20 protein-coding genes are annotated in these 21,353 nt (G+C 72.8%); 11 read left to right on the top strand and 9 right to left on the bottom strand.

Features of this window, described 5'->3' with window-relative positions; translation table 11 throughout:
• Window positions 1-165: 165 nt before the first annotated feature.
• The 4 genes from BJP25_RS17555 to BJP25_RS17540 form a co-directional block, all read right to left on the bottom strand.
• Window positions 166-1,101: a choice-of-anchor P family protein gene (locus BJP25_RS17555; RefSeq protein WP_075976032.1), complete on the bottom strand. Its 936-nt coding sequence runs from the start codon at window positions 1,099-1,101 to the stop codon at window positions 166-168.
• 305 nt (window positions 1,102-1,406) lie between these two features.
• Window positions 1,407-2,291, bottom strand: coding sequence for a carbohydrate ABC transporter permease (locus BJP25_RS17550; protein ID WP_075976031.1), 885 nt, complete (start codon window positions 2,289-2,291; stop codon window positions 1,407-1,409).
• A complete protein-coding gene (locus BJP25_RS17545; protein WP_084794124.1) occupies window positions 2,288-3,265 on the bottom strand; it encodes a carbohydrate ABC transporter permease in 978 nt (325 codons plus the stop codon). The genes BJP25_RS17550 and BJP25_RS17545 overlap by 4 nt, the downstream gene beginning before the upstream one ends.
• A gap of 113 nt (window positions 3,266-3,378) precedes the next feature.
• Window positions 3,379-4,656, bottom strand: a complete 1,278-nt coding sequence (locus tag BJP25_RS17540) for an ABC transporter substrate-binding protein (RefSeq protein WP_233158129.1) — start codon at window positions 4,654-4,656, stop codon at window positions 3,379-3,381.
• Between the two features lie 317 nt (window positions 4,657-4,973).
• Here BJP25_RS17540 and BJP25_RS17535 point away from each other — a divergent pair, with 317 nt between their 5' ends.
• The gene (locus tag BJP25_RS17535) at window positions 4,974-6,071 is read left to right on the top strand and encodes an ABC transporter ATP-binding protein (protein WP_075976029.1); all 1,098 of its coding nucleotides are present in this window, start codon (window positions 4,974-4,976) and stop codon (window positions 6,069-6,071) included.
• Between the two features lie 445 nt (window positions 6,072-6,516).
• On the opposite strand, the gene BJP25_RS17530 is transcribed toward BJP25_RS17535, so the two are convergent.
• Both BJP25_RS17530 and BJP25_RS17525 read right to left on the bottom strand, forming a co-directional pair.
• A complete protein-coding gene (locus tag BJP25_RS17530) occupies window positions 6,517-7,551 on the bottom strand; it encodes a LacI family DNA-binding transcriptional regulator (protein ID WP_198943532.1) in 1,035 nt (344 codons plus the stop codon).
• Window positions 7,539-9,104, bottom strand: a complete 1,566-nt coding sequence (locus tag BJP25_RS17525; RefSeq protein WP_075976027.1) for a glycoside hydrolase family 13 protein — start codon at window positions 9,102-9,104, stop codon at window positions 7,539-7,541. The genes BJP25_RS17530 and BJP25_RS17525 overlap by 13 nt, the downstream gene beginning before the upstream one ends.
• 312 nt (window positions 9,105-9,416) lie before the next feature.
• Between BJP25_RS17525 and BJP25_RS17520 the strand changes: the two genes are divergently transcribed.
• The 3 genes from BJP25_RS17520 to BJP25_RS17510 all read left to right on the top strand — a co-directional run bounded on the left by BJP25_RS17520 (window position 9,417) and on the right by BJP25_RS17510 (window position 11,952).
• Window positions 9,417-10,832, top strand: a complete 1,416-nt coding sequence (locus tag BJP25_RS17520; protein ID WP_084794123.1) for an alpha-amylase — start codon at window positions 9,417-9,419, stop codon at window positions 10,830-10,832.
• Window positions 10,833-11,025: 193 nt separating this feature from the next.
• Window positions 11,026-11,232: a hypothetical protein gene (locus BJP25_RS17515; RefSeq protein ID WP_075976026.1), complete on the top strand. Its 207-nt coding sequence runs from the start codon at window positions 11,026-11,028 to the stop codon at window positions 11,230-11,232.
• 111 nt (window positions 11,233-11,343) lie between these two features.
• Window positions 11,344-11,952 carry a C39 family peptidase gene (locus tag BJP25_RS17510; RefSeq protein ID WP_075976025.1) on the top strand — a complete coding sequence of 203 codons (609 nt, stop codon included), beginning with the start codon at window positions 11,344-11,346 and terminating at the stop codon, window positions 11,950-11,952.
• Window positions 11,953-12,045: 93 nt separating this feature from the next.
• On the opposite strand, the gene BJP25_RS17505 is transcribed toward BJP25_RS17510, so the two are convergent.
• Entirely contained in the window at window positions 12,046-13,152 is a 1,107-nt protein-coding gene (locus BJP25_RS17505; RefSeq protein ID WP_075976024.1) for an ROK family transcriptional regulator, read from the bottom strand.
• A 74-nt stretch (window positions 13,153-13,226) separates the two neighbouring features.
• Here BJP25_RS17505 and xylA point away from each other — a divergent pair, with 74 nt between their 5' ends.
• The 4 genes from xylA (at window position 13,227) to BJP25_RS17485 (ending at window position 18,220) form a co-directional block, all read left to right on the top strand.
• Entirely contained in the window at window positions 13,227-14,405 is a 1,179-nt protein-coding gene (gene xylA / locus BJP25_RS17500) for a xylose isomerase (protein ID WP_075976023.1), read from the top strand.
• Entirely contained in the window at window positions 14,402-15,793 is a 1,392-nt protein-coding gene (gene xylB, locus BJP25_RS17495; protein WP_075976022.1) for a xylulokinase, read from the top strand. The genes xylA and xylB overlap by 4 nt, the downstream gene beginning before the upstream one ends.
• Window positions 15,794-16,338: 545 nt before the next feature.
• A complete protein-coding gene (locus BJP25_RS17490) occupies window positions 16,339-17,178 on the top strand; it encodes an aldo/keto reductase (RefSeq protein ID WP_075976021.1) in 840 nt (279 codons plus the stop codon).
• Window positions 17,179-17,260: 82 nt separating this feature from the next.
• Complete coding sequence (locus BJP25_RS17485; protein WP_143219153.1) at window positions 17,261-18,220, top strand: magnesium transporter CorA family protein; 960 nt, start codon at window positions 17,261-17,263, stop codon at window positions 18,218-18,220.
• 10 nt (window positions 18,221-18,230) lie between these two features.
• On the opposite strand, the gene BJP25_RS17480 is transcribed toward BJP25_RS17485, so the two are convergent.
• Window positions 18,231-19,361 (bottom strand): alkaline phosphatase family protein, encoded by a 1,131-nt coding sequence (locus BJP25_RS17480; RefSeq protein ID WP_075976020.1) that lies wholly within the window; start codon window positions 19,359-19,361, stop codon window positions 18,231-18,233.
• Between the two features lie 78 nt (window positions 19,362-19,439).
• Here BJP25_RS17480 and BJP25_RS17475 point away from each other — a divergent pair, with 78 nt between their 5' ends.
• Window positions 19,440-19,991: an AAA family ATPase gene (locus tag BJP25_RS17475; RefSeq protein WP_075976188.1), complete on the top strand. Its 552-nt coding sequence runs from the start codon at window positions 19,440-19,442 to the stop codon at window positions 19,989-19,991.
• Between the two features lie 20 nt (window positions 19,992-20,011).
• Here the strand turns inward: BJP25_RS17475 and BJP25_RS17470 are convergent, their stop codons facing one another.
• A complete protein-coding gene (locus tag BJP25_RS17470) occupies window positions 20,012-20,602 on the bottom strand; it encodes a DJ-1/PfpI family protein (RefSeq protein ID WP_075976019.1) in 591 nt (196 codons plus the stop codon).
• Between the two features lie 244 nt (window positions 20,603-20,846).
• Between BJP25_RS17470 and BJP25_RS17465 the strand changes: the two genes are divergently transcribed.
• Together BJP25_RS17465 and BJP25_RS17460 are read left to right on the top strand one after the other, a co-directional pair.
• A complete protein-coding gene (locus BJP25_RS17465) occupies window positions 20,847-21,107 on the top strand; it encodes a hypothetical protein (protein WP_075976018.1) in 261 nt (86 codons plus the stop codon).
• The gene (locus BJP25_RS17460; protein ID WP_075976017.1) at window positions 21,104-21,352 is read left to right on the top strand and encodes a hypothetical protein; all 249 of its coding nucleotides are present in this window, start codon (window positions 21,104-21,106) and stop codon (window positions 21,350-21,352) included. Before BJP25_RS17465 ends, BJP25_RS17460 begins: the two co-directional genes overlap by 4 nt.
• The last annotated feature ends 1 nt before the right edge of the window (window position 21,353 follow it).

The following is a 21,353-nucleotide window of genomic DNA, read 5'->3' as shown; positions in this document are numbered from 1 at the left end:
GCTTCGCCCGATCTTTGAAGAGCCCGGTCGTTTGGTGGCGGGCTCGATGTGGGGTGGTTGCGCTTGCTCAATGGCGGGCTGGTGGTTCTTCGCCTGCGGGAAAAGGAAAGAAGGGGGGCGGGCGTGGGCCCGCCCCCCTTCTCGGGGTGCTACTTGCTGGTGGGGTTAGAGGGCGGCGCGCTTGCGGCGGGCCCACCAGAAGGCGCCACCGCCCGCGGCGAGGAGGGCGGTGCCGCCGAGGGTGAGGGGGAGGATGCCGCTGGCGCCGGTGGAGGCGAGGTCCTCCTGGTTGGCGACGGGGCGGGTGCCGGTGGTGGTGCCGTTGTCGCCGGAGCCGTCGGTGCCGGAGCCGGTGGCGGGGGTGGTGCTGGTGGGGGCCGGGGCGGCGGTGGTGGTGCCCTCGTCGTCGCCGGTGTTGCCTGCGGGGGTGGTGGGCTTGGTGGTGGTGCCGCCGCCGTTGTTGCCGCCGTTGTCGTTGCCGCCGGTGGTGCTGCCCGCGGCGCACTTGGCCTGGGAGATGATGAGTTCGCCGGAGCCGAGCTGGGCGAGGGCGCCGCCGCCGAAGGTGATGTGCAGGGCGTTGACGGTCAGCGAGCCGTCGGGGCCCTTGACCTGCTCGTCGACGGCGACGGTGAGGCCGGGCAGCTCGATCTTGGCGTGCGCGGCGACGGCGACCTTCTGGCCCAGGACCTCCAGCTCCGCCAGGGTGGACGAGCCGGTGGGGGTGGAGCCGCCGGTGGAGCAGGTGGCGGTGATGACCGAGGCCTTGACCTTGCCCATGACGTTGACGTCGGCGAGGGTGGCGGTGCTGGTGAGCACGCCGCCGGTGACGCCGGACTTGGCGTCGATGACGCGGGCGTGGATGTTGAGCTTGTCCAGGTCGACCTTGGCGAGGGCCTTCTCCCCGCCCGCCGGGTAGGTGGCGACCGGGCCGGGGCCCACCGACACCGCGGCGGTGCCGCCGAGGGCCTGGGCCTGCACCGAGAGCGCGAACGCGCTGCCGGTGGGGCCCGCCTGGGCGGTCGCGGGGTGCGCGAGCAGGGCGGTCAGGGCGGCGGTGCCCGCGGCGGTGCAGGCGAGGGCGAGGCGGCGGTGGCGCACGGGGGAGTCTCCTGGAGTTCTGGCTGGGGCCGAATGGCCGATCGGGGGACGCCAGAATGGCCCTGCGCCGAGGAGCGATCAAGTTCCGAAACGTGACCAGGGTGGCCCCGCTTCCCCTGTGCCGCACCGGGAACGCCGTTACGTGGCCGGAACGCTGCGCACCGTGATGGATCTTGGAGTGCGCCGTGTGGAGCAGCATGACAATTTCCCACCGCGCCCGCCGGGGGGCGGTGTGGTGGGTCTCACAGGAAACGGGCGAGGCCGCTCCCGCGGAACGGGAACGGCCTCGCCGGGGGTGCGGTGGGCTACTTGACGCCGCCCGCGGTCAGGCCCGCGACGATCCGGCGCTGGAACACCAGCACCAGGATCACCAGCGGGATGGTGACGATGACGCCCGCGGCCATCTGCGTGCCGAACGGGGTGTCGAACTGGGCGGTGCCGGTGAACTGGCTGGTGATGACCGGCGCGGTCTTGAGCGCCTTCTCGTTCACCACCGACAGCGCGATGATGTACTCGTTCCACGCCGCGATGAAGGTGATGATCGCGGTGGTGAACACCCCGGGCGCGGCCAGCGGCAGGATCACCTTGCGGAAGGCCTGCGCGGGCGTGCACCCGTCGATCTGCGCCGCCTCCTCCAGCTCCGTGGGCATCTGCCGGAAGAACGTGGTCAGGTTCCACACCGCCAGCGGCAGCGCGAAGCTCAGGCTCGGCACGATCATCGCCTGGTAGGTGTTGATCCACTCGATCGCCAGGAACAGCTCCAGCAGCGGCACCAGCAGCGAGATCCCGGGGAACATCGAGGTCACCATGACGATGGCCAGCACCAGGTTCTTGCCGCGGAAGTCCAACCGGGCCAGCGCGTAGGCGGTCAGCGTGCCGACGATGAGCGTCAGGACCGTGGTGATGCCCGCGACGATGAGGCTGTTGAGCAGCGACCGCAGGAACCCGTTGTCCTCGGCGAAGGCGGCGCCGTAGTTCTCCAGCGAGAACGGCGCCGGGATCGGGGTGTCGTCGAAGATGTCGTTGGTGCGCCGCAGGCTGGAGACCAGCATCCAGTAGAACGGCGACAGGCAGTAGACGACGATGACGGCGATGCCCGCGTAGGGCGTCCACCACCACCAGGGGCGCTCCTTGGCCCGCGCGGGCGACGCGGCGACCTCGGTGGGCGACGGGTCCAGCGTGGTGCTCATCGGCCCCTCTTCCCCGCGCGGGTGCCCAGCACGTCGGCGCCGAGCAGCTTGACGAACACGAACGCGACCACGGCGATGTAGAGGAACAGGAACACCGAGTACGCCGAGGCCGGGCCGTACTTGTTGAACTTCACGGCCTCCTCGTAGGCGATGACCGTGATGGTGTCGGTGGCGTTCTTGCCGGGGCCGATCAGGGTGTAGGGCAGGTCGAACATGCGCAGCGTGTCCAGGATCCGGAAGAGCACCGCCACCAGCAGCGTCGGCTTGACCAGCGGCAGGGTGATCGACCAGAAGGTCTTCCACGGCGACGCCCCGTCGAGCTTGGCCGCCTCGTAGACCTCGTTGGAGATCACCTGCAACCCCGCGAGCACCAGCAGCCCGATGAACGGCGCGGTCTTCCACGTGTCGGCGATGATCACCGCGAACCACGCCTGGAGGCCGTCGGTGGTCCACAGCACCGGGGTGTCCAGCGCCAGGATCTTGTTCACCACCCCGTCGGCCTGGAAGATCCACCGCCAGAGCAGGCCCGCGATCGCCGTCGGCACCGCCCACGGCACCAGGATGCTCGCGCGCACCAGCGCCCTGCCCTTGAACGCCCGGTGCATCACCAGGGCCATCAGCACGCCGAGGACGACCTCCAGCGACACCGCGACCACGGTGAACGTGGTGGTGTTCCACAGCGCGTTGCGGAAGCGCTCGCCGTTGGCGCCGAGGAACATGTCGGAGAAGTTCTCCAGGCCGACGAACTTCTCCCCGGTCTCCAGGATGCCGGTCTCGGGGTTGACGCCGTCGTTGCGCTGGTAGAAGGCCAGCCGGAACGCCGAGAGCAGCGGGTAGGCGACCACCAGGGCCAGCACGAGCAGGGTGGGGGAGACCAGCGCCGCGGCGAGCCTGCCGGTGCCCGCCTTGCGGCGCTGCTTCTTCGCTGGTGGTGTCGGTGGGGGTGTGGGCGGTGCTTCGACGGTGGTCGCCATGGGTTCTCCAGGACTTCGTTGCCGTTGGCGGTGCCGGGGCGCCCTAGCGCGCCCCGGGGGGCCGGATGCCGAAACGGGGCCCCGGCGGATCGCCGGGGCCCCGTCGCGGGGGGTCACTGCTTGGTGAGCTCCTCCAGCTTGGACTGCAGGGACTTCAGAGCGTCCTCGCTGGTCGTGGTGCCCGCCATGGCGCCGTAGGCCGCCTCCTGGATGGCCGAGGACACCTCCTGGTACTTGACCACCGCCGGGCGCTTCTTGGCCTTGTCGATGCTCTTCTTCAGCTCGGTCAGGTACGGGAACTTCTGCACCAGCGCCGGGTCGTCGTAGAGGGAGGACCAGGTCGGGGCCAGGGAGGTCTTCTCCAGGTTCTCCCGCTGCTGCTTCTCGTCGACCATGTACTTGATGAAGTCGAGCGCGCTCTTCTTGTTCTTGGCGAACTTGGAGATCGCGTAGTTGTGCCCGCCCAGGGTGGACGCGCCGGGGCCGTCGAGGCCGGGCAGCGGCGCCACGGCGAACTTGCCCGCGACCTGCGAGGAGCCGTCGGTGGCCTCGGCCTTGGCGTACTGGTAGGGCCACTGGCGGTGGAACAGCAGCTCACCGGCCTGGAAGGCGCGGCGGCCCTCCTCCTCCTTGAAGGTGCGCGCCTTCTGCGGGATCTCCCCGGACTTGACGCCCTGGACCAGGAAGTCCAGGCCCTTCTTGGCCTCGGCGGTGTTGACGTTGGGCTTGCCGTCGTCGCCGACCACGGTGCCGCCCGCGGAGTTGACCGCCTCGGAGAAGTTGACCGTCAGGCCCTCGTACTTCTCGAACTGCCCGGCGTAGCAGGACAGGCCGGGGTTCGCGGGGACGACCTTCGCGCACGCCGCCTCCAGCTCCGACCAGGTGGTCGGGGCCTTGACGCCCGCCGCGTCGAGCAGGTCCTTGCGGTAGTAGAGCAGGCCGCCGTCGGAGGTGGTCGGCACCGCGTAGAACTTGTTGAAGTACTTGCCGGTCTCCACCGTGGCGGGGATCAGCTTGTCGAGCGGGAACTCGCTCTCCGGCAGCGCCTCGACCCACTGGTTCGCCGCGAACTCCGCGGTCCAGATGACGTCGAGGTTGAGCACGGTGTACGCGTCCGACTTCGTGGTCGCGTTCTGCACCATCTGCTGGCGCTGCTCGTCGGCGTTCTCCGGCAGCTCGATGATCTTGACTTGCTGGTCCGGGTGGAGCTGGTTCCACCCGTTGACCTGGTTCTGCAGGTTGCCGGACGTGTCCTTGCCGGTCACCAGGGTGATCGGACCGACGCCCTCCAGGGCGGCCTGCGTCTGCCCGGACGCCCCGGAACCGGAGTCGGACGAACCGCACGCGCTGACCCCCAGGACGAGGGTCGCCGCCAATGCGGCCCCGCGCACAACGCGACCTTGCGCTACCACGACGCCTCCACAAGTGAGTCGAGACGGGGCCTCGGACGCGTTCGTCGACGCCGACCCCGCTCAGTGTTAAGCGGACTGTTCCCGCAAGTTGCCGCCAAGGGAACTGGCTTGGTGCGCTCGTTACCGTTTCGAGACCGCAAACGTGACAGTGTCGTCATGCGCTTACAGAAACTCTTGCAATCCGGCTCTGGTGCGCCACAACTGTTTCCGGCATCCTGTGGCGTTACCGGGGGCGGCCGTCCACAGCGGGGGCCCCGGGGCAACCGGTTCGAGAGCACAGCGGAGGGTGACGCGAGATGGCCGAGGTCCGTTACGAGGCGGCGTCGAGGGTCTACCCGGGCAGCCCGCCCGTGCGCGCGGTCGACGCGCTCGACCTGCACGTCGCCGACGGTGAGTTCCTGGTGCTGGTCGGCCCCTCCGGGTCGGGCAAGTCGACCGCGCTGCGCATGCTGGCGGGCCTGGAGGACGTCAACGAGGGGACGATCCGCATCGGTGACCGCGACGTCACCAACGTCCCGCCGAAGGCGCGCGACATCGCGATGGTGTTCCAGTCGTACGCGCTCTACCCGCACATGACGGTCGCGCAGAACATGGGCTTCGCCCTCAAGCTCCAGGGCCTGCCCAAGGACGAGATCGCTGCCAAGGTGCAGGAAGCGGCGAAGACCCTGGACCTGGTGAAGTACCTCGACCGCAAGCCCAAGGCGCTCTCGGGTGGTCAGCGGCAGCGGGTGGCGATGGGCCGGGCCATCGTGCGCGACCCGGCGGTGTTCCTCATGGACGAGCCGCTGTCGAACCTCGACGCGAAGCTGCGGGTGGAGACCCGCGCCAACATCGCCGCCCTGCAGCGGCGGTTGGGCACGACCACGATCTACGTCACCCACGACCAGGTCGAGGCGATGACGATGGGGCACCGGGTCGCGGTGCTCAAGGACGGCCTGCTCCAGCAGTGCGACACCCCCCGCGCCCTCTACGACCGGCCCGCCAACGCCTTCGTCGCCGGGTTCATCGGCTCCCCCGCCATGAACCTGCACCTGGCGCGCGTCTCGGGCGAGTCGGTGCTGCTGGGCGACCTGCCGGTGCTGCTGCCCCGCGAGCGCGTGCAGGCCGTGGCCGACGCCGGGCTGTCCGAGGTGACCCTGGGCGTGCGCCCCGAGTCGCTGTCGCTGGTCGCCTCCGACTCCGGCGACGGCTTCGACCTGGCGGTCGAGCTGGTGGAGGAGCTGGGCGCGGACGCGCTGGTGCACGGTTCCGTCGTGGGCGACGCCGCCGACCGGCTCGTCCTGCGCGTCGACGGCCGCACCCCGCCCGCCCTGGGCCAGAAGGTCCGCGTCACCGTGCGCGACGCGGAGGAACTGCACCTGTTCCACCCCGAGACGGGCGAGCGCCTGGTTTGATGGGGGAGTCGGCGTCCCCGCGGAACTCAGGGCCCGCGGGGGCGCTGGCGCTCGTCTTCCGGTGCGCCGTCCGGGGTTCGCGGGTGTTCCGCTGCCGGCTCGACGCGGTGGTCGCGTCGTTCGTGGCTGGACCATGGGCGGGCAGTAGCCCTGCGCCTTCTGCCGGGCTGGTCGCGGCTCGCCATGTGCCTACAACCCGTTGAGCTGGCTGCGGCTTGCCGACTGTCCACAACCCGTTGAGCTGTCCACAGGGGTGTCGTCGGGGTCGGGTTTCGTCGGTCCCTGCCGGTAGCGTTGAAAACAGGGGTCCCCTTGCCCGGGGGACCCCTGTGCTGGCTTGTCGGGAATCCGCGGGTGGTGATTGGCCGGCCGCGGGTCGTCGGTGTGGTGGTGCGGGGCGTTCGCGGGTGCGGTGGTGCGGGTGTGGTGGGCCGGGGTGGTCAGGTCAGTCGCGGGCGGCGGCGGTGGAGCCTCGGACGACGAGTTCGGGCATGAAGACGTACTCGGCGTGGGGTGCCGGGTTGCCGGTGACCTCTTCCAGCAGGGCGTTCACCGCGGCCTGGCCCATGGCCTCGACCGGTTGGCGCAGGGTGGTGAGCGGGGGGTCGGCGAAGACGATCAGGGGGGAGTCGTCGAAGCCGACGACGGAGATGTCGCGGGGGACGGACAGGCCGCGGTGGCGGGCGGCGCGGATGGCGCCGAAGGCCATCAGGTCGCTGCCGCAGATGATGGCGGTGCAGCCCTTGTCGATCAGGGCGTTGGCCGCCGCCTGGCCGCCCTCGACGGTGAACAGGGAGTGCTGGACGAAGCCCTCCGCCTCCTCGGCGGACAGCGGCAGGGCGGTGCGCATGTGCTGGACGAAGCCCTCGATCTTGCGGACGACGGGGACGTAGCGGCGGGGGCCGACGGCCAGGCCGATGCGGGAGTGGCCCAGTTCCACCAGGTGCTGGACCGCCAGGCGCATGGCGGAGCGGTCGTCGGTGGAGACGAACGGGGCGGAGACCTGCTCGGTGTAGCCGTTGATCATCACGAACGGCACGCCGCGGCCCGCCAGCTTGACGTAGCGGTCCATGTCGGCGGTGGAGTCCGCGTGCAGGCCGGAGACGTAGATGATGCCGTTGACGCCGCGGTCGACCAGGGTGCCGGTCAGCTCGTCCTCGGTGGAGCCGCCGGGGCTCTGCGTGCACAGCACCGGGGTGTAGCCGTCGCGGGTCAGGACCTGCTCGATGACCTGGGCGAAGGCGGGGAAGATGGGGTTGGACAGCTCGGGGGTGATCAGGCCGATGAGGCCCGCGCTGCGCGACTGCAACCGGGCGGGCCGCTCGTAGCCGAGGGTGTCCAGCGCGGCCAGCACGACCTGCCGGGTCGCGGTGGACACCCCCGCCTTGCCGTTGAGCACGCGGCTGACGGTCGCCTCGCTCACCCCCGCCTGCTGCGCGATGTCGCTCAGGCGGGTCGACGGTGGCACTAGGCCTCCCACCACACCGCGGTGTCGCTCGGCAGCACCAGGTCCGACCCGTCCTCGCCGTACGGGCCGGAGGCGAGCAGCACCGCGCCCGCGTCCAGGCGGGCGGGCTCGGCGCCCAGGTTCACCGCGCAGTGGGCGGTGCGGCCGCCCGCGGTGCAGGAGAAGTGCAGCACCTCGGGGGCGGACTCCTGCCACACCACGGCGCCGCGGCCGAGGGCGGGGTGGCCGCGGCGGATGCCCAGCGCGCCCCGGTAGAGCTCCAGGGTCGAGCCCGCCACGCCGGTCTGCGCCTGCACCGACAGCTCCGCCCACCCCCGCGGCTGCGGCAGCCAGGGGCGCGAGCCGTCCGGGCCGAAGCCCAGCGCGCTGCCGTGCGCCGACCACGGGATCGGCACGCGGCAGCCGTCGCGGCCGCGCTCGGTGTGCCCGGAGCGCTCCCACATCGGGTCCTGCAACACCTCGTCCGGCAGGTCCAGGACCTCCTCTAGTCCCAGCTCCTCGCCCTGGTACAGGTACACCGAACCAGGCAGCGCCAGCATGAGCATCACCGCCGCGCGCGCCCGGGCCAGGCCCTGCTCGCCGCCGCCGTAGCGGGTGGTGTGCCGCTGGACGTCGTGGTTGGACAGCACCCACGTGGTCGGCGCGCCCACCGACTCCACCGCCGCCAGCGACTTGCCGATCACCTCGCGGAAGGCGACCGGGTCCCAGTCGGTGGCGAGGAAGTGGAAGTTGAACGCCTGGTGCAGCTCGTCCGGGCGCACGTAGCGGGCCAGCCGCTCCGGGGTGGGCGCCCACGCCTCGGCCACGGCGATGCGCGCCGGGTCGTAGCCGTCGAGCACCTTGCGCCACTCCCGGTAGATGTCGTGCACGCCGTCCTGGTCGAAGAACGGCATCGGCCGGGTCTCCAGCAGCTTGTGCTGGCCCGCCTCGCCGACGTCGGGCAGGCCCGCCTGCTTGACCATGCCGTGCGCCACGTCCACGCGGAACCCGTCGACGCCCAGGTCGAGCCAGAACCGCAGCACGTCGAGGAACTCCGCGCGCACCTCGCCGTTGGCCCAGTCCAGGTCGGGCTGGGCGGGGTCGAACAGGTGCAGGTACCACTGGCCGTCGGGCACCTGGGTCCACGCGCCGCCGCCGAAGACCGACTCCCAGTCGTTGGGCGGGGCGTCGCCGTCGCGGAAGATGTAGCGCTCGCGCTCGGGGGAACCGGGGGCCGCCGCCAGCGCCGCCTGGAACCAGGCGTGCGCGGAGGAGGTGTGGTTGGGCACCAGGTCGACGATCACCTTCAGGCCGCGCCCGTGCGCGGCGGCGACGAGCTCGCGGGCGTCGTCGAGGGTGCCCAGGGTCGGGTCGACGTCGCGGTAGTCGGCCACGTCGTAGCCGCCGTCGGCCATCGGCGAGGTGTAGAACGGCGTGATCCACAGCGCGTCGACGCCCAGGTCCGCCAGGTGCGGCAGCCGCGCGGTGATGCCCGGCAGGTCACCGACCCCGTCGCCGTTCGAGTCCGCGAAGCTGCGCACGTACACCTGGTAGATGACCGCGTCGCGCCACCAGTCCCCAGTCATGGTCCCTCTTCCCGCGTGCCGTGGTTCCCCGCTCGACGCTAGCAGCGCGGCCGCCGGGCCCGGAAGCCGTTGCAGCGGGATTCAGCAAGGAACCGGTGGTCTGGACCGTTCGGGGGTGGCCGATCGGCGGCTTGACGGACGTGGGCGCGCAGGTGATCCTGGGTTTTCGGCAAGTTTCAGGCGTGTCCCACCGGTCTTGCGAAAATCCTTGGCGGGGCGGAGCGCACCCCCGGGCGCCGGGCTTGCCGCTGGCCCGCGGAGCACGCCGCCCCGTCGATGACCGCGGTCCTGCCGGATGACCAGTCCTGCCGAATGACCACCAGTGTCAAGGAGGATGCTGTGGTGCGCACCCTGCGCAGAGCTCTGTCCGTCCCCCTGCTCCTGATCCCCCTGCTGGTCGCCACCGGCCCGGCCGCGTCCGCCGCGCCGCCGGGTCCCCGGACGGTGACCGCCACGCTGTTCCAGTGGAGCTACGACTCCGTCGCCCGCGAGTGCCGCACGACCCTGGGGCCCAAGGGCTACGGCTACGTCGAGGTCTCACCCGCCACCGAGCACATCCAGGGTCCGCAGTGGTGGACCTCCTACCAACCCGTCAGCTACCGCATCGCCGGGCGGCTGGGCGACCGGTCGTCGTTCGCCGCCATGGTGTCCGCCTGCCACGGCGCCGGGGTGAAGGTCATCGCGGACGCGGTGGTCAACCACATGTCGGCGGGGTCCGGTACCGGTACCGGGGGGTCGTCGTACACCAAGTACGACTACCCCGGGTACTACCAGACGCAGGACTTCCACGGCTGCCGCCAGCCCATCACCAACTACGGCGACCGCGGCAACGTGCAGAACTGCGAGCTGGTCAACCTGTCCGACCTGGACACCGGCAGCGAGTACGTGCGGGGCCGGATCGCCGCCTACCTCAACGACCTGTCCTCCCTGGGCGTCGACGGCTTCCGCATCGATGCCGCCAAGCACATGGCGGCCACCGACGTCGCCGCGATCAAGGCCAAGCTCACCGACCCGTCGAAGTTCTGGGTGCAGGAGGTGATCTACGGCGCGGGCGAGCCCGTGCGACCCGACGAGTACCTGGGCACCGGGGACGTCGACGAGTTCCGCTACGCCACCGGCCTCAAGTCGGTGTTCTCCGGTGGCAGGCTCGCGGACCTGGGCGGCTTCGGCGAGCAGTGGGGCTTCCTGCCCTCGGCGAAGGCGCGGTCGTTCGTCGACAACTGGGACACCGAGCGCAACGGCTCGACGCTGAACGAGACCTACGGCTCCACCTACACCCTGGCGAACGTGTTCATGCTCGCGTGGCCGTACGGCTCGCCCAACGTCTACTCCGGCTACTCGTTCGGGTCCACCGACGACGGCCCGCCCGGCGGCGGGGTGGTCTCGGCCTGCTTCACCGGCGGGTGGCGGTGCCAGCACGCGTGGCGGCAGATCGCGAACATGGTGGGCTTCCGCAACGCCGTGGGCAGCGCGCCGGTGGTCAACTGGTGGTCCAACGGGGGCAACGCCATCGCCTTCGGGCGCGGCTCGCTCGGGTTCGTGGCCATCAACCGCGAGCCGTTCGCGGTGACCCAGTCGTTCCAGACGTCGCTGCCCGCTGGGTCCTATTGCGACCTGCAACATGCGGATCCGGGGCCGTCCTGCGCGGTGAAGCGGACCGTGGGCGCCGACGGGCGCATGGCGGTCACCATCGGCGCTGGTGACGCGGTCGCCGTGGTCGCGGGCTGAGTGGAACCCGAGTCGGTTTCACAACTCACCGTGTCGAGTGGCGTGTCGATCACTAGGCCAATAGAGTGGCGACACGGTATCGAGACGGGCTCTATAAACATGAAGTAACCAGATGCGGGGAGCAAATTCACCCGTTCGTGACCCTCTCGTGCCGTCCACTCGGGATGCTGGACAGGACGCGGGAGGGGGACGCATGTTCGACTCGGAGCACGCCCACCTGGAGCACCCCGACGACCCCGTGATCGCGGACCGGCAGGACGCCGCACGGGCCCTGCTGCGCTACTTCCTCGCCAACGCCGACGCCAACGACCACGTCGCCAACGACGAGCTGGTCGAGGAGTTCCGCCGCCGGGCGCGCTCGGGCCGCACCCTGCCCGCGCCGCGGGGCGACCAGGACTGAACCCCAGGTGGGCGGGCCCCGGGATAGGGGTCCCCCACATCCGGTTGGCGGTTCCCCGGGTGCCCGACTGGTCGGTAACCTCCTGGCACGTCCCAGTCCAGGGGGTCCCTGTTGCGCATCCGTGTCCTGGCGGCCGCAGCCGCCGCTCTCGTCTCCGTCGTGGCCGTGCCCGGTGTGGCCGCCGCGAACCCCGCCTCAGCGCCGGTGCAGGCGCTGTCGCAGAAGGTCCTCAACGTCACCTACCAGGTCCAGCAGACCGGCTACTGGTGCGGGCCCGCCGCGGTGCGGATCGCGCTGTCGGCGCGGGGCGTCCTCCGCTCGCAGGCCACGCTGGCGAGCCAGCTGGGCACCACCACCAACGGCACCGACTGGATCGGCCAGGTCACCCGCGTCCTCAGCGGCGCGGTCGGCTGGTACGAGACCAAGGAGATGCCCAACGACCCGCCCACCCAGGCCCAGCGCGACCTGCTCTGGCGCGACATCGTGCTCAACATCAACAACAACTACCCGATCGTCGCCAACATCGTCGCCCCGGCCAACAACCACCCGCCGGGCTACCCGAACTACACGATCTACCACTACTTCACGGTCATCGGCTACGACGACGTGGCCAAGACGGTCTACATCGCCGACCCCGCCAACTTCGGCGGCTACCAGAAGTACTGGCTGACCTTCAACCAGCTGGCCACGCTCATCCCGCCCAAGGGCTACAGCGCCTGAGCGGGTCGAGCACGCTCGTCGCCGTGGACGGGGGCCGGGGAACACCCGGCCCCCGTTCCGGCTTCCACGCCCGCCTTTGGACGACGACGGCGGCTACAGCGCTTGGTCGCGCGACTGCAACCACGCCTCGGGGTCGTCGGCGATGGGGGCCGTGGCGGCGCGGGCGGCGCCCAGCGCCGCGGCCTCGCGGCCGAGGGTGGAGGCGAGGACCCGCGGGGTGGTCCAGCGAGCGGCGATCGCCCGGTGGTGCAGTTCCCCGCGCAGGGGCTCGGTGAGCCACGGGGCGTAGGGGGCGTGGTCGCCGCCGAGGATCACGGTCGGGATGTCGAGCAGGTTCACCAGCGCCGACAGGGCCTGGCCCAGGTACTTGCCCGCGGTGTGCAGGGTGGCCAGGGCGTCCTGGTCGCCCGCGCGCGCCGCGCTGAGCGGGGGCAGGGCGTCGGTGCCCGCGTAGGTCTCCAGGCAGCCCCGGGCGCCGCAGCCGCAGCGCGGGCCCGCGGGGTTGACGCAGACGTGGCCGAGTTCGCCCGCGAAGCCGTGCACGCCGGTCTCCAGCACGCCGCCGCGCACGATGCCCGCGCCGACGCCGACCTCCCCGGAGACCAGGACGAAGTCGGCGTGGTCGCGGCGCTCGGCCAGGGCGGCGGCGTTGGCCTCGTTCTGCACCACCACCGGCACCGGGGCGTCGAGCGCCACCGGCACGCCCGCCCAGCCCAGGTTGGGCGCCGAGAGCAGCACCCCGTCGCGCACCAGCCCCGGCACCGCCACGCCGACCCCGCCCACCACGGCGCCCTCGCCCACCAGCGACCGCACCACGCGCTCCACCACGGCCAGCACCGCCGACGGCGACGAACCCCGGTTGTCCCCGCCGCGCAGGCGGCGCGCGCGCACCGCGCCGAGCGGGTCCACCAGGCAGGCCGTCACGTGGTTCACCCCGATGGACACGCCGATCCCGTGCGGGCCCGCGGGGGACAGGGCCAGCCCGACGCCGGTGCGCCCGCGCCCGGCCCGCGGCTGCGGCCCCGTCTCGGTGACGAGCCCGCCCGCGACGAGCCGGTCGACCACCGTGGACACCGTCGCCTTGGCCAGGCCGGTGGCGGCGGCGACCTCCGCGCGGGTGCTGCCGGGGCGGGCGGTGACGGCCGCCAGCGCCAGGGCCGCGTTGTGCCTGCGGACGTCCAGTTGGCTCACGGGTCGCACCGGCGGCTCCTTGACGGGGGCGGGGGTCGTGTTTAAGTTCAAGCGCTGAACTAATACTGCCAGTGGAGGCGACGATGCCACACCCCACCCGGCCGACCCCGGCCGACCGCTTCAGCTTCGGCCTCTGGACCGTGGGCTGGCGGGCGGCCGACCCCTTCGGCGAGGCCACCCGCCCCGCCCTGGACCCGGTCGAGGCCGTGCACCGGCTGGCCGAGCTCGGCGCGTGGGGCGTGACCTTCCACGACGACGACCTCATCCCGTTCGGCTCCGGCGACACCGCCCGCGCCGAGCACCTGGCCCGGTTCCGCGCCGCGCTCGACGAGACCGGCCTGACCACCCCCATGGTCACCACGAACCTGTTCAGCCAGCCGGTGTTCAAGGACGGCGCGTTCACCAGCAACGACCGCTCGGTGCGCCGCTACGCCCTGCGCAAGACCCTGCGCAACGTCGACCTCGCCGCCGAGCTGGGGGCGAGGACCTTCGTAATGTGGGGTGGGCGCGAGGGCTCGGAGACCGACGCGGCCAAGGACTTCCGCGCCGCCTTCGACCGCTACCGCGAGGGCGTCGACACCGTCGCCGGGTACGTCAAGGAGCGCGGCTACGACCTGCGGCTGGCCCTGGAGCCCAAGCCCAACGAGCCGCGCGGGGACATCCTGCTGCCCACCATCGGGCACGCGCTGGGCTTCATCGCCGAGCTGGAGCACGGCGACATCGTCGGCCTCAACCCCGAGGTCGGCCACGAGCAGATGGCCAACCTCGACTTCGTGCACGGCATCGCCCAGGCGCTGTGGGCGGGCAAGCTGTTCCACATCGACCTCAACGGCCAGAAGGGCCCGCGCTTCGACCAGGACATGGTCTTCGGCCACGGCGACCTGCTCTCGGCGTTCTTCCTCGTCGACCTGCTGGAGCACGCCGGGTACGACGGCCCCCGGCACTTCGACTACAAGCCCAGCCGCACCGAGGACGGCACCGGCGTGTGGGAGTCCGCCGCCGCGAACATGCGCACCTACCTGCTGCTCAAGGAGCGCGCCGCGGCCTACCGGGCCGACCCCGAGGTGCGCGAGGCGATGCGCGCCGCCGGGCTCGACGAGCTGCGCGAGCCCACCCTCGCCCCGGGGGAGACGGTCGCGGACCTGCTGGCCGACCGGTCGGCGTTCGAGGACTTCGACACCACCAAGGCGGGCGAGCGCGGCTACGGCTTCGTCCGCCTCGCCCAGCTCGCCAGCGAGCACCTGATGGGCGCGCGCGGATGAGGACGCTGGTCGCGGGCGTCGACTCCTCCACCCAGTCCTGCAAGGTCGTGGTGCGCGACGCCGAGGACGGCACCCCGGTGCGCCAGGGCAGCGCCGCGCACCCCGGCGGCACCGAGGTCGACCCCGCCCGCTGGTGGCACGCCCTCACCGAGGCGATCACCGACGCGGGCGGGCTGGACGACGTGGCGGCGCTGTCGGTCGGCGGCCAGCAGCACGGCATGGTCGCCCTCGACGGCGACGGGCGGGTCGTGCGCGACGCGCTGCTGTGGAACGACACCCGCTCGGCGGGCGCCGCCCGCGACCTGGTGGCCGAGCTGGGCGGGCCCGGGCCGTGGGCCGAGCGCACCGGCACCGTGCCCACCGCCTCGTTCACCGTCACCAAGCTGCGCTGGTTGCGCGACCACGAACCCGACAACGCCGCCCGCGTGCACGCCGTCGCCCTGCCCCACGACTACCTCACCTGGCGCTTGGCGGGCGGTGGCCTGGACACCCTCAGCACCGACCGCAGCGACGCCAGCGGCACCGGCTACTACGCCACCGCGGGCCATTACCTCCCCGAACACGTCGAGCTGGCCCTGGGCCACGGCGTCGAGCTGCCCCGGGTGGCGGCGCCCGCGGAGCAGGTGGGCTCCCACGGGCACGTGCGCCTGGGCGCGGGCATGGGCGACAACGCCGCCGTCGCGCTGGGCGTCGGGGCCGGGCCGGGCGACGTGGTGGTGTCCATCGGCACCTCGGGCACCGTCTTCGCCGTCAGCGACACCCCGACCGCCGACCCCGAGGGCACGATCGCGGGTTTCGCCGACGCCGCGGGCCGCTTCTTGCCGCTGGTCTGCACGCTCAACGCGGCCCGCGTGCTCACCGCGACGTGCTCGATCCTCGGGGTCGACCTCGACCGGCTCAGCGAGCTGGCGCTGTCCGCCCCGCCGGGCGCTGGCGGGGTGGTGTTCCTGCCCTACCTGGAGGGCGAGCGCACCCCGAACCGGCCGGACGCCACCGGCAGCGTGCACGGGTTGACGCTGGCCACCAGCACCCCCGCCCACCTCGCCCGCGCGGCGGTGGAGGGCGTGCTGTGCGGGTTGGCCGACGGGCTGGACGCCCTGCTGGACGCGGGGGTGCGCGCCGACCGGGTGATCCTGGTCGGCGGGGGCGCCCGGTCGGCGGCGCTGCGGGCGATCGCGCCCGGGGTGCTCGGGCGGCCGGTGCTGGTGCCGGACCCGGCCGAGTACGCGGCGGGCGGGGCAGCGCGGCAGGCGGCGTGGATGCTCGGCGGCGGGGGTGAACCGCCGGTGTGGGGCGGGGTCGGCGGGGTCCTGGTGGAGGGGGACGTGGTGCCGGGGGTGCGGGAGCGGTACGCCGCTGTGCGGGACGCTGTGCCCGACCTGGGGTGAGGGTCCTGTGTGGATGGTTGGTGCTGGGCGCTGGGTCTCGCCTCGTCTCGCCTCGCCTCGCCTTCGGCTTCGGTGGAGGGGCGGGACTGTTGTGGCGGGCTCGATGGGGTGGTTGTGCTCGGTCGGGGCCCCTACGGCGATCATGCGCTGCGGGCGGGGAAAAGGCGGGCTGGAAAGACGCCCGCCCGTCCCGTTGGGTAGCACATGATCGCCTCCCCCGACCAAGCACAACCACCCCATCGAGCACCCGGGTAGCCGGGCCGCCTGCTGCGAGGGAGGTTGCGTTGCGGGAGAAGAAGAAGTGCTGTGGGACCGTGAGATGGGTGGAGGGGGTGGGGTGTTCTGACTGGACAGTGGGTGGGTGGGGCCCCGTCCCGCCGCTGGGCGGCGGGACGGGGCCGGACCCGGCCGGGGGCATCGACCGGGTCAACTCCGCCGCCCACGTCCTCGTCCCCACGGTGGCAGGGTTGGGGTGGGGCGGCCAGTCGGGGGCGGGGATAACCCTGTTCAGGTGAAAACCCGCTCCGGGTGGGACGATCGGGGGCATGCACACACGCAACATCGGTGGGATCGAGGTCAGCGCGATCGGGTTGGGCGGGATGCCCCTGTCGGTCGGGGGGAGGCCGGACCGGGAGCGGGGGTTGGCCACGGTGCGGGCGGCGCTGGACGCGGGGATCACGTTCATCGACACGGCCGACGCCTACAGCCAGGGGGCGGAGGACTTCGGGCACAACGAGGAGTTGATCGCGGAGGCGGTGCGGGGGCACGACGTGCTCATCTCCACCAAGGGTGGGCACACGCGGACGGCGGACGGGGGGTGGGCGCTCGACGGCAGGCCGGAGTACCTCAAGGCCGCGTGCGAGGCGTCGCTGCGGCGGTTGGGGGTGGAGGCGATCGGGCTCTACCACTTCCACCGGCCGGACCCGGCGGTGCCGACGGCGGAGTCGGTGGGGGCGCTGCGGGAGCTGCTGGACGAGGGCAAGATCCGGTTGGCGGCGGTGTCCAACTTCGACCCGGGGCAGATCCGCGAGGCCAACGAGGTGCTGGGCGGCAGGCTCGCGGCGGTGCAGAACCAGTTCTCGCCGGTGTTCCGCAGCAGCGAGCCGGAGCTGGAGCTGTGCGCGGCCGAGGGGATCGCGTTCCTGCCGTGGTCGCCGCTGGGCGGGATCGGCAAGGCCGGGGACCTCGGTGGGGGGCTGGCCCCGTTCAAGGCCGTCGCCGACGACCGGGGGGTGAGCCCGCAGCAGGTGGCGCTGGCGTGGATGCTGGCCAAGTCCGACCGGGTGGTGCCCATCCCCGGTTCGTCGCGGCCGGAGAGCATCCAGGACTCCGCGCGGGCCGCCGACCTGGTGCTCACCGCGGACGAACTGGACGCCCTGGGCTGATCTCCGGACCGATCGGGCACCGGGTCCGCGGGGCGGCGCGCTTGCCCAGCGGACCCGGTGGGCGGTGTGCGAGCCTTCGATCATGGGCATCTGCACGCGCTTGTACCGCGACGGCGAGCTGGTCGAGGAGGGGTTCGGCCTCGACCAGCTCGCCGCGTGCGTCGGGGAGGACGGCCAGGTGGCCTGGGTCGACCTCGACGGCGCCCCCGGCTCGGACCTGAACCTGGTCGGTGAGCAGCTGGGGCTGCACGAGCTGGCCATCGAGGACGCCAGGGAGAGCAGGCAGCGCCCCAAGGTCGACCACTACCGCGGCCACCTGTTCCTCACCGTCTACCGCACCGCGCTGGCCGACGACGGCGAGCTCACCACCACCGAGCTGGGCATCTTCGTCACCCCCCGGGCGCTGGTGACCGTCCACACCGGGTTCGACATGGCCGCGGTCCTGCGCCGCTGGGACACCGCCAACCCGCCCACCGACCGGGTCGGGGTGCTGCTGCACGGCATCCTCGACGACGTCGTCGACGGCCACCTGCAGACCGCGCAGGCCATGGACGAGGACCTCGACGAGCTGGAGGACGCCGTCTTCGAGGAGCGCGCCGCCGACCGCGACCTGCAGCGGCGCACGGTCACCCTGCGGCGCAGCCTCAGCGACCTGCGCCACGTCGTGCAGCCCATGCGCGAGCTGCTGCTGGGCCTGCACCGCGATCACACCCTCATCGACGACGACCTGCGCCCCTGGTTCGCCGACATCCGCGACCACGTCGCCCACGCCGCCGAGATGACCGACTCCCTGCGCGAGCAGCTGACGACCATCCGCGAGACGGAGCTGAACATCCAGAGCAACCGGCTCAACCTCATCATGAAGAAGGTCACCGGCTGGGCGGCCATCATCGCGATCCCGACCGCCATCACCGGCTTCTACGGCCAGAACGTCCCCTACCCCGGTGCCGAGCAGCCCTGGGGCTTCTGGGTGTCCACGGTCGCGATCCTCGTGCTCTCGGTGGGCCTCTACGCGATGTTCCGCCGCAAGGACTGGCTGTAGGTGGCCGCCCTCACCCCCGGTGGACCAGCAGGGGCACCAGCTGCTCGGCCGGGGTGAGGGAACCGTGCTGGCCCAGCAGGGCGCTCAGCACGGGCTCGGTGGACCCCCGGGTCAGCACCAGCCCGCCGCGGGCGGCCACGACCAGGTCGCCCACCCGGGGCAGCACGTGGTCGGCCACGCGGGGCCCGAACCACCCCGCCGCCACGGCCTCGGCCCGGCTGCGGACCCAGGCCCGCCCGCCCAGCTCCCCCTCCCACGCCGCGCGCACGTCCTCGGCCGCCCCGGCCCGCACGTGCACGTGCCGCACCCGCGGTTCGCCGGTGATCACCTCGACGCCGTCGCGCAGGGCGGTCGCCACGTCCAGGTCGACCCGGTCGTCAGCGGTGACCATGCCGTGGTCGGCGGTGACGACCAGCGCCGCCCCGCGCGGCAGCCCGTCGGCGATGGCCGCGGCGAGGGCGTCCACGAAGGCCAGTTGGCGCAGCCAGGGCCCGCTGCCCGGCCCGTGCAGGTGCCCGAGCGCGTCGAGGTCGGCGTGGTAGGCGTAGACGAACACCGGCGCGGGCCCGGCCAACGCCGCCAGCGCGGTGTGGACCGTGTCCCCGAGCGCGAACACCCCGTCGACCTGGCCGCCCCGGAACGCGGCGCGGGTCAGCCCGCTGCCCGCGTGGGCGGCGGGCTGCACGACGCGGACCGACACGCCCGCGGCGGTGGCGCGCTCGAAGGCCGTGGGCGCCTGCTGGACCTGCTCGGGGGGCAGGCGCTCGCGCAGGTCCTCGGTGGTGCCGTAGCGCTGCCAGCGCAGGACGTCGAGGACCTCGCCGTGGGTGGTGAAGCTGAGGCCGACCACGCCGTGCTCGCCGCTGGGCAGGCCGGTGCCGAGGCTGGTCAGGCTGGTGGCGGTGGTGGCGGGGAAGCCCGCCGTGATGGACCGGTCGGCCAGGGAGGACAGGAAGGGGGCCGCGTCCGCGTGGGCGCGCAGCAGCTCCCAGCCCAGGCCGTCGACCAGGAGCAGGCAGACCCGGTCACCCGCGGCCAGGCCCAGGGTGTCGCGCTGGTCGGGGACGCCCAGGCCCGCCAGCAGCGAGGGGGTGACGTCGGCGAGGGCGGCGGAGCCGTGGGCGGGGACGAGGGGGTCCATGCGCCGAGGCTAAAGGTCGTCACGCGCCCGTGTCTGGTAGGCAGTGCGCAGGACGGACGGGGGAGGTTCGCCGTGGCGGTGTTCGGGTTCACGGAGGTCGACGGGCGCCCGGCGCCCGCGGTGTACCTGGTGGTGGGGGTGCCGGGCAGCGGGAAGTCGACGGTGGCGCGGGAGCTGGCGCGGCGGTTCCCGCTGGCGGCGCACGTCGAGGTCGACCTGCTGCAGGAGATGCTGGTGGCGGGCCGGGCCGACCCGGGGCCGAGCCCCGAGCCGGAGGCCGACCGGCAGCTGTTCCTGCGGGCGCGCGGGGCGGCGCTGCTCGCGCGCAGCTTCCACGCCGCTGGGGTGGTGCCGGTGATCGACGACGTGGTCGTGCGGGCGGCGCACCTGGACTACTACCGCGAGCAGCTGCACGGGCTGCCGGTGCGCCTGGTGGTGCTGGCACCCGAGCCCGAGGAGGTGGCGGCGCGGCTGGCGGGCCGGGACAAGCGGCTGCCGGTGGACTGGTCGTTCCTCGACGCCGTGCTGCGCGAGGAGATCGCCGACCAGGGCCGGTGGATCGACAGCACCCACCTGGACGTCGACCAGACGGTCGTCCTGGCCCTGGCCGACCAGCAGCTGCGGATCTAGGACGGGCGCGAGGACAGGCCCTAGGCCGCGGTCCAGACGACGCCGCGGCGCTCGTGCTCCAGCAGGTCCTCCAGCGCGAGCGCGGCGCCCGCGCCCGCGGTCCGCTGCACGTAGTGCAGGGCCAGGTCGACCCCCGAGGTCACCCCGCCCGCGCTGACCAGGTCGCCGTCGTCGACGACCCGGGCGCGCACCACCTCGACGCCCTGGGCGGCGAGCGCGTCGAGGCCCTGCCGGTGGGTGACCGCCCGCCGCCCGCCGATCAACCCGGCCATCGCCAGCACCAGCGAGCCGCCGCACACGGTGAGCACGTCCACCCCGGGCGCGGCCAGGGCGCGGCCGAGCGGTCCGGCCAGCGCGGCGGCCGCGTCGGCCAGCAGCGGCACGACCCGCTCGACATCGTCGGCGGCCGCCCCCGGCACGAGCACCGCGCCCGGTGCCCGGGGGTCGAGCCGGGTGGTGGGCAGCGCCAAGCCGCCGACGCCGGAGGTGACCTCGCGGGGGCCGTCCGCGGCGACGAGGCGCGCGTCGAAGCCCGCCGCGAGGAAGGCCTCGTAGGGGGCGAGGGCGTCGAGCGGGTCGAAGGCGTCGATGAGCACGATCTGGATGAGCACGGGGTTCCTCCCTGTCCGGTGCCGATGACGCTAGGGGCGCGCCGAGCGCACCGGGGAGTGGCGGAACTGCCCACTTCCACCGGATTCCCGCCGGCGGCCCGGGGCGGGCGCGGACGGGGGTGGGGACGGGGGTGGGGCGGCGGGGCCGGACGGGGGAGCGGGCGGGGCCGGGCGATGCCGCCGCTTGCTCCGATCGAGTACCCGGTTCGGCCGGGGCTGATCTTCGGCACTAAATTGTCCACCCATGGCGGGTGTTGAGGAGATCCGGGCCGCGATCCTGCAGGCCACCGAGAAGGCGCAGTCGAGCATCGCCGCGATCACGCAGGCCTCGCTGCAGCTCGACGAGGCCCGCTCCGCGCTGCTGAACGCCACCCAGGGCAGCACCCAGGTGGAGGTCTCGCAGTCGCAGGGGTTGCTGGCCGAGGCGCTGCAGACCCTGCAGGGGGTGCAGACCACGATCCAGTCGGGCATCGCCTCCGCCGAGGGGTACGCGGCCCGGCTGTGAGCGTCTGGCAGCTGGCCGAGGCCCTGCGCGCGGCGTCGGCCACCCTCACCGGCGCCCAGGCCCTGCTGACCGGCGGCGCCGCGCTCCCGCTGGAGCAGGCGCGCGCCGGGCTGCTCGCGGTGCGCCGCGAGGGCGACGACTTCCACCCGGCCGAGCTGGACCTGGCGCTGGCCGAGCTGACCAGGGCGGCGGAACTCGTCGCGCTGGCCCGGGAGACGATCGACGACTACGCCACGCGGTTGTAGG

This window comes from Actinokineospora bangkokensis (genome assembly GCF_001940455.1).
Lineage (GTDB): Bacteria > Actinomycetota > Actinomycetes > Mycobacteriales > Pseudonocardiaceae > Actinokineospora > Actinokineospora bangkokensis.
This window is presented reverse-complemented; position numbering and strand designations above follow the sequence as displayed.

Bases quoted from the DNA above. Each gene is read 5' to 3' on its own strand.
- BJP25_RS17550 (WP_075976031.1), bottom strand. From the start codon at position 2,291: ATGAGCACCACGCTGGACCCGTCGCCCACCGAGGTCGCCGCGTCGCCC.
- BJP25_RS17545 (WP_084794124.1), bottom strand. From the start codon at position 3,265: ATGGCGACCACCGTCGAAGCACCGCCCACACCCCCACCGACACCACCA.
- BJP25_RS17535 (WP_075976029.1), top strand. From the start codon at position 4,974: ATGGCCGAGGTCCGTTACGAGGCGGCGTCGAGGGTCTACCCGGGCAGC.
- BJP25_RS17525 (WP_075976027.1), bottom strand. From the start codon at position 9,104: ATGACTGGGGACTGGTGGCGCGACGCGGTCATCTACCAGGTGTACGTG.
- BJP25_RS17520 (WP_084794123.1), top strand. From the start codon at position 9,417: ATGACCACCAGTGTCAAGGAGGATGCTGTGGTGCGCACCCTGCGCAGA.
- BJP25_RS17515 (WP_075976026.1), top strand. From the start codon at position 11,026: ATGTTCGACTCGGAGCACGCCCACCTGGAGCACCCCGACGACCCCGTG.
- xylA (WP_075976023.1), top strand. From the start codon at position 13,227: ATGCCACACCCCACCCGGCCGACCCCGGCCGACCGCTTCAGCTTCGGC.
- xylB (WP_075976022.1), top strand. From the start codon at position 14,402: ATGAGGACGCTGGTCGCGGGCGTCGACTCCTCCACCCAGTCCTGCAAG.
- BJP25_RS17490 (WP_075976021.1), top strand. From the start codon at position 16,339: ATGCACACACGCAACATCGGTGGGATCGAGGTCAGCGCGATCGGGTTG.
- BJP25_RS17485 (WP_143219153.1), top strand. From the start codon at position 17,261: ATGGGCATCTGCACGCGCTTGTACCGCGACGGCGAGCTGGTCGAGGAG.
- BJP25_RS17480 (WP_075976020.1), bottom strand. From the start codon at position 19,361: ATGGACCCCCTCGTCCCCGCCCACGGCTCCGCCGCCCTCGCCGACGTC.
- BJP25_RS17465 (WP_075976018.1), top strand. From the start codon at position 20,847: ATGGCGGGTGTTGAGGAGATCCGGGCCGCGATCCTGCAGGCCACCGAG.